General features: G+C 71.2%; 12 protein-coding genes and 1 pseudogene. 4 read left to right on the top strand and 9 right to left on the bottom strand.

The genetic code is table 11. The features are described from left to right. Nucleotides 1–7 precede the first annotated feature (7 nt). The 4 genes and pseudogenes from OG329_RS34955 to OG329_RS34940 all read right to left on the bottom strand — a co-directional run bounded on the left by OG329_RS34955 (nt 8) and on the right by OG329_RS34940 (nt 4,525). Nucleotides 8–903, bottom strand: a pseudogene (locus OG329_RS34955) (DUF2510 domain-containing protein). A gap of 59 nt (nt 904–962) precedes the next feature. After that, nucleotides 963–1,766 (bottom strand): 3-oxoacyl-ACP reductase, encoded by an 804-nt coding sequence (locus OG329_RS34950; RefSeq protein ID WP_405800565.1) that lies wholly within the window; start codon nt 1,764–1,766, stop codon nt 963–965. Nucleotides 1,767–1,769: 3 nt separating this feature from the next. After that, complete coding sequence (locus tag OG329_RS34945; protein ID WP_405800563.1) at nt 1,770–3,143, bottom strand: aldehyde dehydrogenase family protein; 1,374 nt, start codon at nt 3,141–3,143, stop codon at nt 1,770–1,772. Between the two features lie 11 nt (nt 3,144–3,154). Further along, a complete protein-coding gene (locus OG329_RS34940; RefSeq protein WP_405800561.1) occupies nt 3,155–4,525 on the bottom strand; it encodes a glutamine synthetase family protein in 1,371 nt (456 codons plus the stop codon). A gap of 78 nt (nt 4,526–4,603) precedes the next feature. Between OG329_RS34940 and OG329_RS34935 the strand changes: the two genes are divergently transcribed. The 3 genes from OG329_RS34935 to OG329_RS34925 all read left to right on the top strand — a co-directional run bounded on the left by OG329_RS34935 (nt 4,604) and on the right by OG329_RS34925 (nt 7,809). After that, entirely contained in the window at nt 4,604–5,356 is a 753-nt protein-coding gene (locus OG329_RS34935; RefSeq protein WP_405800559.1) for a FadR/GntR family transcriptional regulator, read from the top strand. A gap of 156 nt (nt 5,357–5,512) precedes the next feature. Then, the gene (gene eat / locus OG329_RS34930) at nt 5,513–7,063 is read left to right on the top strand and encodes an ethanolamine permease (protein ID WP_405800557.1); all 1,551 of its coding nucleotides are present in this window, start codon (nt 5,513–5,515) and stop codon (nt 7,061–7,063) included. Nucleotides 7,064–7,122: 59 nt separating this feature from the next. Then, entirely contained in the window at nt 7,123–7,809 is a 687-nt protein-coding gene (locus tag OG329_RS34925; protein WP_405800555.1) for a gamma-glutamyl-gamma-aminobutyrate hydrolase family protein, read from the top strand. Here OG329_RS34925 and OG329_RS34920 read toward each other — a convergent pair whose 3' ends face one another. Then, nucleotides 7,810–8,793: a LysR family transcriptional regulator gene (locus tag OG329_RS34920; protein ID WP_405800553.1), complete on the bottom strand. Its 984-nt coding sequence runs from the start codon at nt 8,791–8,793 to the stop codon at nt 7,810–7,812. A gap of 70 nt (nt 8,794–8,863) precedes the next feature. Between OG329_RS34920 and OG329_RS34915 the strand changes: the two genes are divergently transcribed. Beyond that, the gene (locus tag OG329_RS34915; protein WP_405800551.1) at nt 8,864–10,039 is read left to right on the top strand and encodes a TDT family transporter; all 1,176 of its coding nucleotides are present in this window, start codon (nt 8,864–8,866) and stop codon (nt 10,037–10,039) included. Here the strand turns inward: OG329_RS34915 and OG329_RS34910 are convergent. The 4 genes from OG329_RS34910 to OG329_RS34895 all read right to left on the bottom strand — a co-directional run bounded on the left by OG329_RS34910 (nt 9,978) and on the right by OG329_RS34895 (nt 15,249). Next, nucleotides 9,978–10,700: a helical backbone metal receptor gene (locus OG329_RS34910; protein ID WP_405800550.1), complete on the bottom strand. Its 723-nt coding sequence runs from the start codon at nt 10,698–10,700 to the stop codon at nt 9,978–9,980. The genes OG329_RS34915 and OG329_RS34910 overlap by 62 nt on opposite strands. A gap of 12 nt (nt 10,701–10,712) precedes the next feature. Next, on the bottom strand, nt 10,713–11,267 hold the full coding sequence (locus tag OG329_RS34905) for a helix-turn-helix domain-containing protein (protein ID WP_405800549.1): 555 nt from the start codon (nt 11,265–11,267) through the stop codon (nt 10,713–10,715). 267 nt (nt 11,268–11,534) lie between these two features. Further along, on the bottom strand, nt 11,535–14,159 hold the full coding sequence (locus OG329_RS34900; RefSeq protein ID WP_405800547.1) for an ABC transporter permease/substrate binding protein: 2,625 nt from the start codon (nt 14,157–14,159) through the stop codon (nt 11,535–11,537). Continuing rightward, on the bottom strand, nt 14,152–15,249 hold the full coding sequence (locus tag OG329_RS34895) for a glycine betaine/L-proline ABC transporter ATP-binding protein (RefSeq protein WP_405802185.1): 1,098 nt from the start codon (nt 15,247–15,249) through the stop codon (nt 14,152–14,154). Before OG329_RS34895 ends, OG329_RS34900 begins: the two co-directional genes overlap by 8 nt. Nucleotides 15,250–15,442: the final 193 nt, after the last annotated feature.

Genomic DNA, 15,442 nt, shown 5'->3' with positions numbered 1-15,442 from the left:
AGGGCTCTCAGGAAGGGCCGATGGAGGCGCCGACGCCCCCCGTGGTGTCGCCGATCGGCCGGATGCCCTCGGTGATCGTGTCCATGCCGCTCAGCGGCGGGCCCTTGGGACCCGCGTCGAAGGCGAACCGGACGACGACCGGTGATCCGACGCCGATGGTCGAGGGGAAGGCCAGCGACTGGACGTAACCGCCGGGCCCGGAACCGGTCTTGACCTTCCAGCGCACGGCATACCCGGTGCGTCCGGCGACGGTGACGGCCCCGGACCTGACGACGGTGTGCGAGGTGACGCCTCCGTAGTAGGCGGTGCCGAGGGAGTCCTCGTCGTACAGGGTGTCGGACGCGTCCTGGATGTCCTCCTTGGCGAGGGCTTCGGGGGTGGCCGCGTCGGTCTGGGTGGCGGTGAAGGACGTGACCCGGCCGTGCCGGCAGTACCGGCCCTTCTGGCCGGGGCACTCGTAGTCCCCCACGGTCGTCATGGTGACCGCGCGGTCGGCGAAGCTGTCCGACTTCTCCCAGTCGGCCGGGATGGGCAGCGTGATGCCGTTGAGTTGGTCGACCAGCACGTCCGGGTCGGCGCTCGGCTCGTCGGTGGGGCTGGGCGTCGGGCCGGGAGCTGCCTCGCTGACGGTCGGGGCGGGCAGGGGCACGGTCTTCGCGCCGTCGTCGCGGAGCAGGGCGACGCCGGCGACGATGGCGACGACGAGGACGAGCCGGCGCCGGTCGCGGCGACGACCCGCCCACGCCCGCCGGTCGCCGACTGCGGCTGTTGGTACGGCGGCAGGGGAGCGCCGCCGGCACCGACCGGCCGGGTGTGCGCGGTCCAGACGTTCCCGTCCCACCAGCGCTCGGTGCCGGGCACGCCCGGATCCGCGTACCACCCGGGCGGGGTCGTCATGCTCATCCCGCCACCTTAGGCCGGTGCGCCGACCGGCTTCGGCGGCACCGGTGCCGGGGCGGGCCCTACAGCGGTGTCACGTAGGCCCCGCCGATGCCGCCGTCCACCATGAAGTCCGTCGCGTTGACGAACGACGCGTCGTCGCTCGCGAGGAAGGCCACCGCCGACGCGATCTCCCGCGCCTCCGCGAAGCGCCCGCCCGGGATGTGCACCAGCCGGCGCGCCGCCCGCTCGGGGTCGCTCGCGAACAGCTCGCGCAGCAGGGGTGTGTTGACCGGCCCCGGGCAGAGCGCGTTGACCCGGATGCCCTCGCGGGCGAACTGCACGCCCAGTTCACGTGACATGGCGAGTACGCCTCCTTTGGAGGCGGTGTACGAGATCTGGCTGGTGGCCGCGCCCATGGTCGCGACGAACGACGCGGTGTTGATGATCGAGCCGCGCCGCTGCTGTCGCATGTAGGGGATGACGGCCTTGCAGCACAGGTACACGGAGGTGAGGTTGACCTCCTGGACCCGGCGCCAGGCGTCGATGCCGGTGGTGAGGATCGAGTCGTCCTCGGGTGGTGAGATGCCCGCGTTGTTGAACGCGACATCGACGCTGCCGTAGGTGTCGAACGCCTTCTTGAAGAGGGCGTCTACCTGTTCCGCGTCGGTGACGTCGACCCGTACGAAGAGGCCGCCCACCTCGTCGGCCACCGCTTGGCCCGCCGTCTCGTCGATGTCGCCGCAGACGACGTGCGCGCCCTCGGAGGCGAGCCGGCGCGCGGTGGCGAGACCGATGCCGCTGCCCGCGCCGGTGATGACGGCGGTACGGCCGACCAGCCGGCGGCAGACGGGCGTCTCGGCGCTCTGGTTGATCTCGTCGGGCATGGGTCAGACCTCCGTGCTGATGAAGATGTTCTTGGTCTCGGTGAACGCGGTGAGCGCGTCGGGTCCCAGCTCACGCCCGACGCCGGACTGCTTGTACCCCCCGAAGGGGGTGGAGTAGCGCACGCTGCTGTGCGAGTTGACGGACAGGTTGCCGGCGGCGACGGCGCGCGAGACGCGCAGCGCGCGGCCGAGGTCGCGGGTCCACAGGGAGCCGGAGAGGCCGTACTCGGTGTCGTTGGCGAGGCGGATCGCGTCCTGTTCGTCGTCGAACGGGATCACCACGGCGACCGGCCCGAAGATCTCCTCGGTCACCGCCGGATCGTCGGCGGCGACGTCGGTGAGGACGGTCGGCGGGAACCAGAAGCCCGGTCCGTCGGGGGCGCTGCCCCGTACGGCCGCCCGGCCCTCGGGGACGTACCCGCGCACGCGCTCCAGTTGGGCGCGCGAGATCAGCGGACCCATCTGGGTCTTCTCGTCCGACGGGTCGCCGACGACCACCGACCGCACGGCGGGGGCGAGGAGTTCGAGGAACCGGTCGTACACGGTGCGCTGGACGAGGATGCGGGTGCGGGCGCAGCAGTCCTGTCCCGCGTTGTCCAGATAGGCCATCGGGGCCTGTGCCGCCGCCTGTTCCACGTCGGCGTCGGCGAAGACGATGTTGGGGCTCTTGCCGCCGAGTTCGAGGGTCACGCGTTTCATGTGCCGCGCGCCCCTGGCCATGATCTCGCGGCCCACCCGGGTGGAGCCGGTGAAGACGATCTTGGCCACGCCGGGGTGGTCGACCAGCGCCTGGCCGGCGACGTCCCCGGCGCCCGGCAGGACCTGGAACAGATGCTCGGGAAGCCCTGCCTCCAGGGCGAGTTCGGCCAGGCGCAGAGCGGTCAGCGGGGTGGTCTCGGCGGGCTTGAGGAGTACGGCGTTGCCTGCCGCCAGCGCGGGCGCGGTGCCCCAGGCGGCGATGGGCATGGGGAAGTTCCACGGGGCGATGACGCCGACGACCCCGAGCGGTTCGAGGAGGGTGATGTCGAGACCGCCGGCGACCGGGATCTGCCGGCCGGTCAGGCGCTCCACTCCCCCGGCGGCGTAGTCGAGGAGGTCGCGGACGTTGCCCGCCTCCCAGCGGGCGTTCCCGAGGGTGTGGCCCGCCTCCTCGACCTCCAGTCGGGCGAGTTCTTCGAGGTGGCCGTCGACCGTGGTGGCGAAGCGGCGCAGCAGGCGCGCGCGGTCGGCGGGGGCGGCGGCCGACCACCGGCGCTGGGCGGTGGCGGCCCGTGCGACGGCCGTGTCGACCTCGGCCGCGCTCGTCGCCGGGACGGTGGCGACGACCTCCTCGGTCGCCGGATTGAGGATCTGATGGGCGTGGGGCTGGTCGGGCACGGCGGTGTTCCTCACATGCGTTCGAAGGAGCGGCGCAGCTCCCAGTCGGTCACGGCGGCGTCGAAGGCGGCCAGTTCGACGCGCGCCAGATTGAGGTAGTGGGCGACGACCTCGTCCCCGAACGCGGCCTTGGCGATGGGGCTGTGCTCCCACAGGTCGGCGGCCTCGCGCAGGGTGGTGGGGACCTGCTCGTACGCGGAGGTGTAGGCGTTCCCGGCGCAGGGCTCGGGGAGTTCGAGCGCGTGCTCGATGCCGTACAGCCCCGCCGCCACCAGCCCCGCGACGGCCAGATGGGGGTTGACGTCGCCGCCGGGCAGCCGGTTCTCGAAGCGCGTGGAGCGGCCGTGGCCGACGACCCGAAGTGAGCAGGTGCGGTTGTCGTTGCCCCACGCGACGGCGGTCGGGGCGAACGAGCCGGGTGCGAAGCGTTTGTAGGAGTTGATGTTGGGCGCGTACAGCAGGGAGAACTCGCGCAGCGCGGCGAGCTGCCCGGCCAGGAAGTGGCGCATCACGGGAGACATGCCGTGGGCGTCGTCGCCCGCCATCACGTTCGTGCCGGGTTCGTCGGCGGACTGGAGCGAGAGATGGATGTGGCAGGAATTGCCCTCGCGCTCGTTGTACTTGGCCATGAAGGTGAGCGAGACGCCTTCTTGGGAGGCGATCTCCTTGGCACCGGTCTTGTAGATGGCGTGCTGGTCACAGGTGACCAGGGCGTCGTCGTAACGGAAGACGATCTCGTGCTGGCCCGGATTGCACTCGCCCTTGGCGGACTCGACGGTCAGACCGGCGGCGGTCATGTCGTTGCGGATCCGGCGCAGCAGGGGCTCGATACGGCCGGTGCCGAGGATCGAGTAGTCGACGTTGTACTGGTTGGCGGGGGTGAGGGAGCGGTAGCCGCTGTCCCACGCCTGCTCGAAGGTGTCCTTGAAGACGATGAACTCGAGTTCCGTGCCGACGTGCGCGGTGTAGCCCTGCTCGGCGAGCCGGTCGAGCTGGCGGCGCAGGATCTGGCGGGGCGCGGCGACGACCGGTGAGCCGTCGTTCCAGGCGAGGTCGGCGATGAGCATCGCCGTCCCCTCGTTCCAGGGGACACGGCGCAGGGTCGAGAAGTCGGGGTGCATGGCGAAGTCGCCGTAACCGCGGTCCCAGGAGGACATCGCGTAGCCGTCGACGGTGTTCAGCTCGACGTCGACGGCGAGGAGGTAGTTGCAGCCCTCCGTGCCGTGTTCCAGTACGTCCTCCAGGAAGAACCGCGCGGCGAACCGCTTGCCCTGGAGTCTGCCCTGCATGTCGGGGAAGGCCAGGACGACGGTGTCGATCTCGCCGCTCACCACAAGGGCGCGCAGTTCCTCGACGGAGAGCGGGGGTGTGCGGTCTGCCACGGGACAACTCCTCCATCGGCCAGCCGGGGACCTTAAGGTATTCCGGGAGACCATTGCTTGGGAAGGGGAAACGGCGACGTGGCGAAGAAGGATGCGGCGAAGAAGGGTGAGCCGGCCGACCGGCTGACGTCCGTCCTGCGCCCCGTGCGGGCGGGCAACGGTTTCGAGGAGGCTCTGGAGCAGATCATGCAGGTGCTGCGACTGGGGCTGGTCGCGGGCGGCGAACGGCTGCCCGCCGAGCGGGAGTTGGCGGAGCGGCTGCGGATCAGCCGGGTCACGCTGCGCGAGGTGCTGAAGGTCCTCACGGAGCAGGGGCTGGTGGAGAGCCGGCGGGGGCGCTACGGCGGCACGTTCGTCCGGCCCCGGCCCGACACCCCGCCGCAGGGGGTCGAGGAGGAGCTGCGCCGCCGGGTGTCGGGCGTCGACATCGAGGACGTGCTGCGCTTCCGCGAGGTGCTGGAGGTGGGCGCGGCGGGCCTGTGCGCGGCGCACGGGCTGACCGAGCGCGAGGCGGCCCGGCTGCGTACGGCGCTCGCGGCCACGCACGACGCCCCGCTGGGCGACTACCGCCGACTCGACACGCTGCTGCATCTGACGCTCGCGGAGCTGTCCGGCTCGGCGCGGCTCACCGAGCAGTACGCGTCGGTCCGCGCGACCGTGAACGACCTGCTGGACTGCATCCCGCTGCTGGTACGGAACTTGGAGCACTCCCAGCAGCAGCACACGGCGCTGGTGGAGGCGGTCCTGGCCGGCGACGCGGACGCGGCGCGCGAGGTGATGCGCGAGCACTGCGGCGGGACGGCGGCGCTGCTGCGGGGATTTCTGGCCTGAGAGCCCGATCGGCCCCGTCCGGCGGTCGAGCCCGTCCGGCGATCGAGGGCAGGGCCACCAGGCCCGTAACAGCGGCTTAACGCACAGGGCTTGCGCACGAGCGATTCCGGCCGCAATGGTGTGGCCTCACACCTTTACCCGAGGCAGGAGCGGCTCATGGCCGAAGACACGGACTCCGGTATCCCACTCGCCAAACCACCCGGTCCGACGGGTCCGACGGGTCCGACGGGTCCGGCAGGTCCGGCAGGTCCGACGGGTCCGGCAGGTCCGGCGGGCACGGCACCGGGCGGCTCCGCCGAAGACGCGGCCTATCTGAACCGCCGCACGCTGAAGCGCGGCAGCGCCGGCTGGCTCCTGCTGACCGGCCTCGGCGTCGCCTACGTCGTCTCCGGGGACTTCTCCGGCTGGAACATCGGACTCTCCGAGGGCGGCTTCGGCGGGCTCGCCATCGCGACCCTCCTGATGGGCGCGATGTACGCCTGTCTCGTCTTCTCGCTCGCCGAGCTGTCCGCGATCCTGCCCACGGCGGGCGGCGGTTACGGCTTCGCGCGCCGCGCGCTCGGCACCTGGGGCGGCTTCCTGACCGGCACGGCCATCCTCATCGAGTACATCCTGGCGCCCGCCGCGATCTCCATCTTCATCGGTGACTACGTCGAGTCGCTGAACCTCTTCGGACTGGACGCGGGCTGGCCGGTCTATCTCGCCTGCTTCGCCATCTTCATCGGCATCCATCTGTGGGGCGTCGGCGAGGCGCTGCGCTTCAGCCTCGTCGTGACGGCCATCGCCGTCGCCGCGCTGCTGATCTTCGCCGTGGGAGCCTTCACCGAGTTCGACAGCAGCGGCCTCAACGACATCCCCGTCCAGGAGGACGCCTTCGGGTCCAACTCCTGGCTGCCGTACGGCCTGTTGGGCATCTGGGCCGCGTTCCCGTTCGGTATGTGGTTCTTCCTGGGCGTCGAGGGTGTGCCGCTGGCCGCCGAGGAGGCCAAGGACCCGGTGCGCTCGATGCCGCGCGCCCTGTCGATCTCCATGGGCATCCTCGTCCTGCTGGCCCTGATCACGTTCTTCGCCGCGACCGGCGCCCGTGGCTCCGCCGCGGTCCAGGAGGCGGGCAATCCGCTGGTGGTCGCGCTCCAGGGCGACGGCGAGCCCACGGCGCTCAGCCGGTTCGTCAACTACGCGGGGCTCGCCGGTCTGGTCGCGTCCTTCTTCTCGCTCATCTACGCCGGTTCCCGGCAGTTGTTCGCGCTCTCGCGCGCCGGCTATCTGCCCCGCTTCCTCTCACTGACCAGCAGCCGCAAGGCCCCGTACCTCGGCCTGCTGATACCCGGCGCGATCGGCTTCGCGCTGGCCGCCGGCAGCGGCAACGGCGGCCGGATGCTGAACGTCGCGGTCTTCGGCGCCACCATCTCCTACGCCCTGATGGCCCTGTCGCACCTGGTACTGCGGCGCCGCGAGCCCGGTCTGCACCGTCCGTACCGCACACCGGGCGGCATGCTGACCTCCGGCGTGGCGTTCGTCCTGGCCCTGTCGGCGCTGGTGGCGACCTTCCTGGTGGACAAGGACGCCGCGTTCATCGCGCTCGGCGTCTATGTGGTCGCCCTCGCCTACTTCGCCTTCTACAGTCGGCACCGGCTGGTCGCCGCCGCCCCCGAGGAGGAGTTCGCCGCGCTCGCGGAGGCCGAGGCCGAGCTGAAACGGGACTGAACGCAAAGCGTGACAGCACAGCACAAGCACAGCACAGCACCGCGACGGAGGAACGATCCTTGAAACCGCTCATCGGCGTCAGCACGTATCTGGAGACGTCGGCCAGGTGGGGCGTCTGGGACCTGCCCGCCGCCCTGCTGCCCGTGGGATATCCCCGGCTCGTCCAGCGCGCGGGCGGCGTCGCCGTCATGCTCCCGCCGGACGAGCCGGCCACCGCCGCCTCGGTGGTTGCCCGGCTCGACGGGCTGGTCGTCGCGGGGGGTCCGGATGTGGAGCCCGTACGGTACGGGGCCGAGCCCGACCCCCGTACCGGACCACCGGCCAGGGAGCGGGACGACTGGGAACTCGCCCTCATCGAGGCCGCGTTGGCGTTCGGGACACCGCTGCTCGCGATCTGCCGGGGCATGCAACTGCTGAACGTCGCGCTCGGCGGGACGCTCATCCAGCATCTCGAGGGCCATACGGCCGCGACCCTCGGCGTCTTCGGCGAGCATCCGGTGAAGCCGGTGCCGGGCACTCGGTACGGGACCGCCGTGCCGGAGGAGTCGGATGTGCCGTCCTCGCACCACCAGGCGGTGGACCGACTGGGCGAGGGGCTGATCGTCTCGGCGTATGCGGGCGACGGGACGGTGGAGGCGGTGGAGCTGGGCGACGAGCGGTGGGTGCTGGGGGTGCAGTGGCATCCGGAGATGGGCGAGGACGTGCGCGTGATGGCGGCGCTGGTGACGGCGGCGTCGCAGGCGTGATCAGCGGGGTGGCGTTACCGGCCGTACGAGCATGACCGGATCTAACCCGCCCGGCCGCTCGCCCTCCAGATCCGTACGCGTCAACGACAGCAGCTCGCGCGCCGGACCGCTCGGCCTGTGCCCCGCCGGCCACACCGCCCGCAGGTCGCGACGGAGTGACACCCCCGAAACCGCCACCTCCATCAGCCGCCGCGACGCCAGCTCCTCCCCCACGGCCAGCTCACTGAGCACCGAGGGCCCCGCGCCGCTCACCACCGCCGCCTTGACCGCCGTCGTCGAGGACAGTTCGAGCAGCGGCGCGGCAACACCTCCGTAGGAGGCGAGCGCCGCGTCGAGCACCTGGCGGGTGCCCGAGCCCTCCTCACGGAGGATCAACGGGGCGGCGGCCAGCTCCTCGGGCGTCAGGGCCGTACGGCGCCCCCACGCGTGCGTCGGCGCGACGACGACGACCAGCCGGTCGCGGCCGATCACCGTGCCGTCCAGTCCCGCGGGCACGGCCAGGCCCTCCGCGAAGCCGAGATCCGCCTCGCCGCCGATCAGCCGCGCGGCCACCGCGCCCGAGTTGCCCGCGAGGAGCGAGACAGCCGTGTCCGGCCGGGCCGCGCGGAGCGCGATGAGCCAGCCGGGCAGCAGATACTCGGCGATGGTCATGCTCGCGGCGACCCGCAGCCGTGAGTCACGCCGGTCGCGCAGCGCCTGTGCGCCCGCGTCGAACGCCTCGGCCGCCTCCATGATCCGCCGCGCCCAGTCGGTGACGAGCGCGCCCGTGCCGGTGAGCCGGGACCCGCTGGGCGACCGGTCGAAAAGGCTCACCCCGAGCTGCCGTTCGACGGACCGTATCCGGCTGCTCGCCGCGGGCTGGCTGATGCCCAGCTCACGGGCCGCCCCGCCCATGCTGCCGTGCCGCGCGACGGCGATGAGCAGTTCCAGAGCGCCCAGTTCGGGCACCCGGTGGGCGAGGCTCACCGTGGGCTCGTCAGTCATACGTTCAGGTTATGGCCTCATAGCGCCAAGGGGCCTGGTGGGGAGGACATCGCCCGAGGAGGGTAGGACCATGCCCGCCCTCGCCCCGACAGCCCTGATCACGCGACCCGCCCCGCCCCGACCACGGCCCTTCCCGGTCCTGCGCCACGTCGGACCCAACTGGTACGCGAGCGTCATGGGGACCGCGATCGTCGCGAGCGCGGGCGCCGCCCTGCCCTGGGACCCCGGAGGGGTCCCCGTACTGCGCGCCGCTCTTGTCACCGTATGGGCGCTGTCCGCGCTGATGCTCCTGCTCGTGCTGACGGCCCGCGCCGGGCACTGGGTCCACCACCGCGACCGGGCGCGCGCCCATCTGCTCGATCCGGCGGTGGCGCCGTTCTACGGATGTCTGGCGATGGCGCTGCTCGCGGTCGGCGGCGCCACCCTCGCGGTGGGCCGGTATGTGATCGGCGAGAGCGCCGCCGTGGCCGTGGACGCCGTGCTTTTCACGGCGGGCACGCTGGTCGCTCTGGCGGGCGCCGTGGCCGTCCCGTATCTGATGGTGGTACGGCACAGGGTGCGGGCCGCCGACGTGTCCCCGGTGTGGCTCCTGCCGGTGGTGGCCCCGATGGTGTCGGCGGCGCTCGGCCCGGCGCTGATCCCGTATCTGCCCGCCGGTCAGTGGCGCGAGGCGCTGCTGCTGGCCTGCTATGCCATGTTCGGCCTGAGCCTGCTCGCCACGCTCACCCTGCTGCCGCTGGTCTTCGGCAGGCTCGTCCTGATCGGTCCGCTGCCCGTCGCCCTGACGCCCGCGCTCTTTCTCGTCCTGGGCCCGCTCGGCCAGTCCACGACGGCGGTCGGCCATCTCGCGCGGGCCGCGCCCACCGCGCTCGGCGCCCCGGCCACCGACCCGTACGCCTCGGCCCTGGACGCCTTCGCCGTGCTGTACGGCGTCCCGGTGATGGGCTTCGCGCTGCTGTGGCTGGCGCTGGCACTCGCGATGGTCGTGCGGGCGGTACGGCGCGGGATGGCGTTCTCGATGACGTGGTGGGCCTTCACCTTCCCGGTCGGTACGTGTGTGACCGGCGCCGCCGGGCTCGCCCGCGCCACGGGGCTGGCCGCCCTGGCCTGGCTGTCACTCGCCCTGTTCGTGCTGCTGACGGCCGCCTGGGCGGTCGCCTGGACCCGTACCGTCCACGGCCTGGTCAGCGGAGCGCTGCCCGCAGCGCCGCCGGTGCTTGGACCAGCGACGGCCCGTACCAGGTGAGGAACCGCCCGTCGACCAGCGCCGCCGGCAGTCCGGGAAAGCACTCGGGACCGTCGTCGGCGGTGAAGCGGTACGGCTCGTCGGGCAGGACCACCAGATCGGCGCCCGAGGCCCGCAGCCGGTCCGGTTCGATGCGCGGGTAGCGCTCGGCCAGCTCCCCGTAGACGTTGTGCACACCGAGCCTGGCGAGCAGATCGCCCGCGAAGGTGTCACCGCCCAGCACCATCCACGGCCTGCGCCAGATCGGTACGACCGCCCGGCGCCCTTCTCCGTACGAAGGAGGCACCGCCGCCCAGGCGTCGCGAGCCTCGTCCAGCCAGCGCGGCACCGCGAGCCCACAGCCCGTGACGAGCATCCGCTCCAGTTCGGCGAACGCCTGGTCGAGCCGGCGCACCTCGGTGACCAGCACCTCGATGCCCGCCGCCCGCAGCGCGGCCAGATCCGGCTCCCGGTTCTCCTCCTCGTTGGCCACCACGAGGTCGGGGCGCAGCGCGGTGATGACGGCGATGTCCGGATTCTTGGTGCCGCCCACGCGTACGACGTCGAGCCCGGCGGGGTGGACGCACCAGTCGGTGGCGCCCACCAGGAGTCCGGGCGCGGTGACCGCGACGGCCTCGGTGAGCGAGGGGACCAACGAGACGACCCGCGGTGCGGCGGTCACGGCGCGCGCCGCTCAGCGCCGGGTGTCGAACGTCGCGTCGATGTGTTCGGCGACGGCGACGACCAGGATGCGGGTGCCCGGCTCGGTGGCGCGCCAGCGGTGCCTGACCCCTCCGGAGAGATACAGCGTGTCGCCGCGCTCCAGGCGGTACGCGCGGCCTTCGGCCTCGACCTCCACCGAGCCGTCGGCGATGTACATCACCTCGTCGTTGCGGTGCTGGTACTCGCGCCCGGTGTCCTGCTCGCCGGTGTACTCCTTGGCGTGCAGTTGGTGTCCGCCCCGGGCCACCCTGCGTACACCGGGGCCGGGGCCGCCGCCGTCGGCCCGTACGACGTCGACCGTGCGCGCCGAGTCCGCCGCGGCGTGCAGCACGGCGATGGTGGTCTCCAGGGCGCCGGCCACCCGCTCCAGCGAGCGGGCGCTCGGCCGGGCGCGTTCGTTCTCGATCTGGCTGAGGAAAGGCACGGAGAGCCCGCTGCGGTCGGCGACGGCCGCCAGTGTGAGACCGAGGGACCTGCGCCGCCTGCGGACGGCGGCGCCCACCCTGAGCGCTTCCTTGTCGTCCATGTCTGGGCTCCCTCCCGGCCGGATCGTCATCTTCTCAGAGTTGACGGCCGCGCAAGGGCGGTCTGTCCCACTCACCGCGATGCGGTGAGGCGATCCGGTTACCGATCCGTAGGGCCACACGCTCCAACGTACGACGCCGCGCCCCCGAACGCGCCCTGCCGGCGGGCACCGAAAGGGCGGGCACCGCTTCGCGCGACGCCCGCCCTTTCGCCACACATCGACATGCCGATACACCGGCACATCGGTACGGCGATACGTTCCGTTCCGCTACTGCGGAGCGATCTGATCGGCGATGCCCGGATTCTTCGCCATCCAGGCCCTCACCGCCTCCTCCTCATGCCCCGTACCCCGCTTCTGGATCTCGTTCTCCAGCCCGGCGAGCTGTTCCTCGCTGAGCTTGAAGTTCTTGAACCACTCGGTGAGCTGCGGGTAGTTCTTCGGAAAGTCCTTGTTGGCCACGGTGCGGATCTGGTCGCCCTCGCCGAACGCCTTCTTCGGGTCCTTCAGCTTGGTCAGCTCGTACTCGCTGTAGGCCCAGTGCGGGGTCCACAGCATGACCGCGATGGGCTCCTTCTTCGCGTACGAGCGCTCCAGTTCGGCCAGCATGCCGGGCGTGGAGCTGTCGACGACCTCGTAGCCGCCGTCCAGGCCGTAGTCCGGCAGGACCGTGTTCTTAAGGATGTTCATGGTTTCGGTGCCGGGCTCGATACCGACGATCCGGCCCTTGAACTCGTCCTCGCGGCCCTTCAGGTCGGCCAGCGAGTCGACGCCCTTCACATAGGAGGGCACGGCGATCTCCAGTGACGTCGGCCCGTACCAGGAGCCGAGGTCGGAGAGTTTGTCGCCGTACTTGTCCCAGTATCTCTTCTGTGTGTTGGGCAGCCAGCCGTCGAACTGGACGTCGATCTGCCCCCGGGCGAGCGCCGTGTACATCGGACCGACCTCGAACTGCTTGAGGTTCATCGTGTAACCCCGGTCCTCCAGCACCGCCTTCCACAGATACGTGGCCGCGATGTCCTCCTCCCAGGGGAACCAGGCGACCTCGATGGGCCTGTCACGTTCGTCCTTGCCGTTCGCGCCCTTGCTGACGCCGGAGACCGGGGTCCACTTGTCGGCCAGTTCGGGGTTGTCCGCCAGCCAGGCGCGTACGGCCTCCTGCTCCTTGCCCTTGCCGGCGCCCTGGATCTTCGCCTCGAGGCTGGTGAGCTGGTCCTCGGTCATCTTGAAGCTCTTGAGCCACTTGGCGATGCTCGGGTTCTCGGCGGAGAAGCCCTTGCGGGCGAGCATGTGCACGCCGTCGCCCTCACCCCAGGTGCCCTTGGGGTCGGTGAGCTTCTTCAGGTCGTAGGTGTTGTACGCCCAGTGCGGGGACCAGAGCGTGACGACGACCGGTTCCTTCTTCTCGTACGCGCGCTTCAGCTCGGCCAGCATGCCGGGCGTGGAGCCGTCGACGACCTTGTACTCGCCCTCGAGGCCGTACTCCTTCAGGACCTTGTCCTTGAGGATGCCCATCTCGCCGGCGCTGGGCTCGATGCCGATGATCCGGCCCTTGAACTGGTCGGCCTGGCCCTTGAGATCCGCGAGCGAGTCGACACCCTTCACGTACGAGGGCACGGACAGCTCCAGGGACGTCTCGCCGTACCAGGCGCCCATGTCCTCCAGTTTGTCCTGGTACTTGGCCCAGTAGGTGGCGTGGGTGGTCGGCAGCCAGGAGTCGGTCTGGAGGTCGACCTGGCCGTTCGCCTGGCCGGTGTAGAGCGCCCCGGCCTCGTACTGGGTGGCCTCGACCTCGTAACCGCGCCGCTCCAGCAGTTCCTTCCAGAGGAAGGTGGAGGCGACGCCCTCGTCCCAGGGGATGTAGCCCATGCTGATCTTCTTGCCCTGGCCGACGTCCCCCTCGCCGGCGACCGTCGCGGCCTTGTCGCCGCCGCCGAAGATGCTCATGCCGCCCGCGACGAGCGCGAGGACGACCACACCGACCACCGCGACCGAGGGACGCGGCCGGTGGTCCCGCACCTTGAGCGAACCGCTCATCGCCCGCGCCTTGGCGAGCGCACGGCGGCCCAGCGGCGAGACCTGCCGGCCCAGCGCGCCGGTCAGCCGGTCCAGATACATCGCCAGGATGACGATGGAGACACCCGCCTCGAAGCCGAGCCCGATGTCGACGTTGCCGATGGCGCGGTAGACGGCGCCGCCGAGACCACCGCCGCCGACCATGCCGGCGATGACGACCATCGACAGACCCAGCATGATCACCTGGTTGATGCCGGCCATGATCGTCGGGAGCGCGAGCGGAAGCTGGACGCGCAGCAGGGTGTCGCGCGGGCTGGTGCCGAACGCCTCGGCGGCCTCCACCAGTTCGGCGTCGACCTGCCGGATGCCCAGCTCCGTCATGCGGACGCCGGGCGGCAGGGCGAAGATGATCGTGGCGATGATGCCGGGGACCACGCCGACGCCGAAGAAGATGATGCCGGGGATCAGATAGACCATCGCGGGCATCGTCTGCATGAAGTCGAGCACGGGCCGGATGACGGCGCTGACGGTGCTCGAGCGCGCGGCCCAGACGCCGAGGGGCACCGCGATGACCAGGATGACGATCGTCGCGACGAGCACGAGCGAGAGCGTCGACATCGCGAGTTCCCACAGCTCGATCGAGTCGATGAGGGCGAAGCCGACGAAGGCGAGCACGGCCGCGAGGAGGCCGCGAAGCCACCAGGCGAGTACGGCCAGGATGCCGGCGAGGAGCAGCGGCTGGGGACCGTTGAGCACCGCGTCGACGGCGTCGTACATGTGGGTGACGAGCGAGCTGATCGCGTCGAACAGCCAGGAGAGATGGCGCTGGAGGAAGTCGACTCCGCTGTCGACCCACTCGCCGAGCGGGAGCCTAGGCACTGGCCGCCTCCTTGTCGACGGTCAGCGTCGTCGGCCCGACGCCGGCCACCGGCGCCGCAGGGGGCGCGGGCGCGTCGGCGGGGGTCATCGGCTCGCCGAGTACGGCCAGGAGCCGGGCGCGCGGTACGACGCCGACCAGGCGCCCCTCGTCGTCGGTGACGGCGACGGGGACCGAGCTGGTCGAGCAGGGGGTGAACAGCTCGATGATCGGAGTGCCCACGGAGACGGTGGCGGGCGCCGCCGCCAGCACGTCCTTGTCCGTGCGCAGCTCCTTGCCGTCGTCGGTACGGCTGCCATGGGCGGTGTCGGCGTCCGCCATGATCGCGCCGGCGGTCAGGACTCGTGAGCGGTCGACGTCCTGGGTGAAGGAGGCGACGTAGTCGTTGGCCGGGGTGACGAGGATGTCCTCGGCGGTGCCGAGCTGGACGATCTCGCCGTCGCGCATCACGGCGATCCGGTCGCCGAGCCGCATGGCCTCGTTGAGGTCGTGGGTGATGAAGACGATGGTCTTCTTCAGCCGCTTCTGGAGTTCCAGGAGCTGGTCCTGCATGTCACGGCGGATGAGCGGGTCGAGCGCGCTGAACGACTCGTCCATCAGCAGCAGGTCCGCGTCGGTGGCGAGCGCGCGGGCGAGGCCCACCCGCTGCTGCATACCGCCGGACAGCTCGTCGGGCCAGGCCTTCTCCCAGCCGGCCAGGCCCGCGAGTTCAAGCGCCTCGGCGGCGCGTCTTTCGCGCTCGCGGCGTGGGATGCCCTGGACCTCCAGGCCGTATCCCGCGTTCTCGAGCACGCTGCGGTGCGGAAAGAGCGCGAAGTGCTGGAACACCATGCTGATCTTGGTGGAGCGCACGGTACGAAGCTGGGCCGCGCTCAGGGCGGTCAGATCCTGGCCGTCGAAGAGCACCCGCCCCGCCGTCGGCTCCAGCAGACCGTTGAGCATGCGCAGCAGCGTGGACTTGCCGGACCCGGAGAGGCCCATCACGACGAATATCTGACCGGGATCGACGGAGAACGAGGCGTCGATCACCGCGGCGGTCGTGCCGTCGGCGCGCAACTCGTCGCGGTCCGTGCCGCTTTCGAGCTTCCGCACCGCGTCTTCGGGTCGTGCGCCGAACACCTTGTACAGATGTTCCGCCTGGAGCCTGGACACATACACCTCACGCCGTCGAAATGAGAAACGGCCCGCCACCCCCGCCGGCGGGCCGTGAAGCGGTACGGGGTCTGCCCGCGTGGCCGGTCCACGGCCCCCGAGAGTTCGCGCCCGGGTTCGCTCCGGATGCGCG

This window comes from Streptomyces sp. NBC_01506 (assembly GCF_045040295.1).
Taxonomy (GTDB): domain Bacteria; phylum Actinomycetota; class Actinomycetes; order Streptomycetales; family Streptomycetaceae; genus Streptomyces.
This window is presented reverse-complemented; position numbering and strand designations above follow the sequence as displayed.

What these genes read in the sequence shown, in the direction of transcription:
- OG329_RS34915 (WP_405800551.1), top strand. Translation starts at nt 8,864, where the DNA reads ATGCCCGCCCTCGCCCCGACAGCCCTGATCACGCGACCCGCCCCGCCC.
- OG329_RS34905 (WP_405800549.1), bottom strand. Translation starts at nt 11,267, where the DNA reads ATGGACGACAAGGAAGCGCTCAGGGTGGGCGCCGCCGTCCGCAGGCGG.
- OG329_RS34950 (WP_405800565.1), bottom strand. Translation starts at nt 1,766, where the DNA reads ATGCCCGACGAGATCAACCAGAGCGCCGAGACGCCCGTCTGCCGCCGG.
- eat (WP_405800557.1), top strand. Translation starts at nt 5,513, where the DNA reads ATGGCCGAAGACACGGACTCCGGTATCCCACTCGCCAAACCACCCGGT.
- OG329_RS34920 (WP_405800553.1), bottom strand. Translation starts at nt 8,793, where the DNA reads ATGACTGACGAGCCCACGGTGAGCCTCGCCCACCGGGTGCCCGAACTG.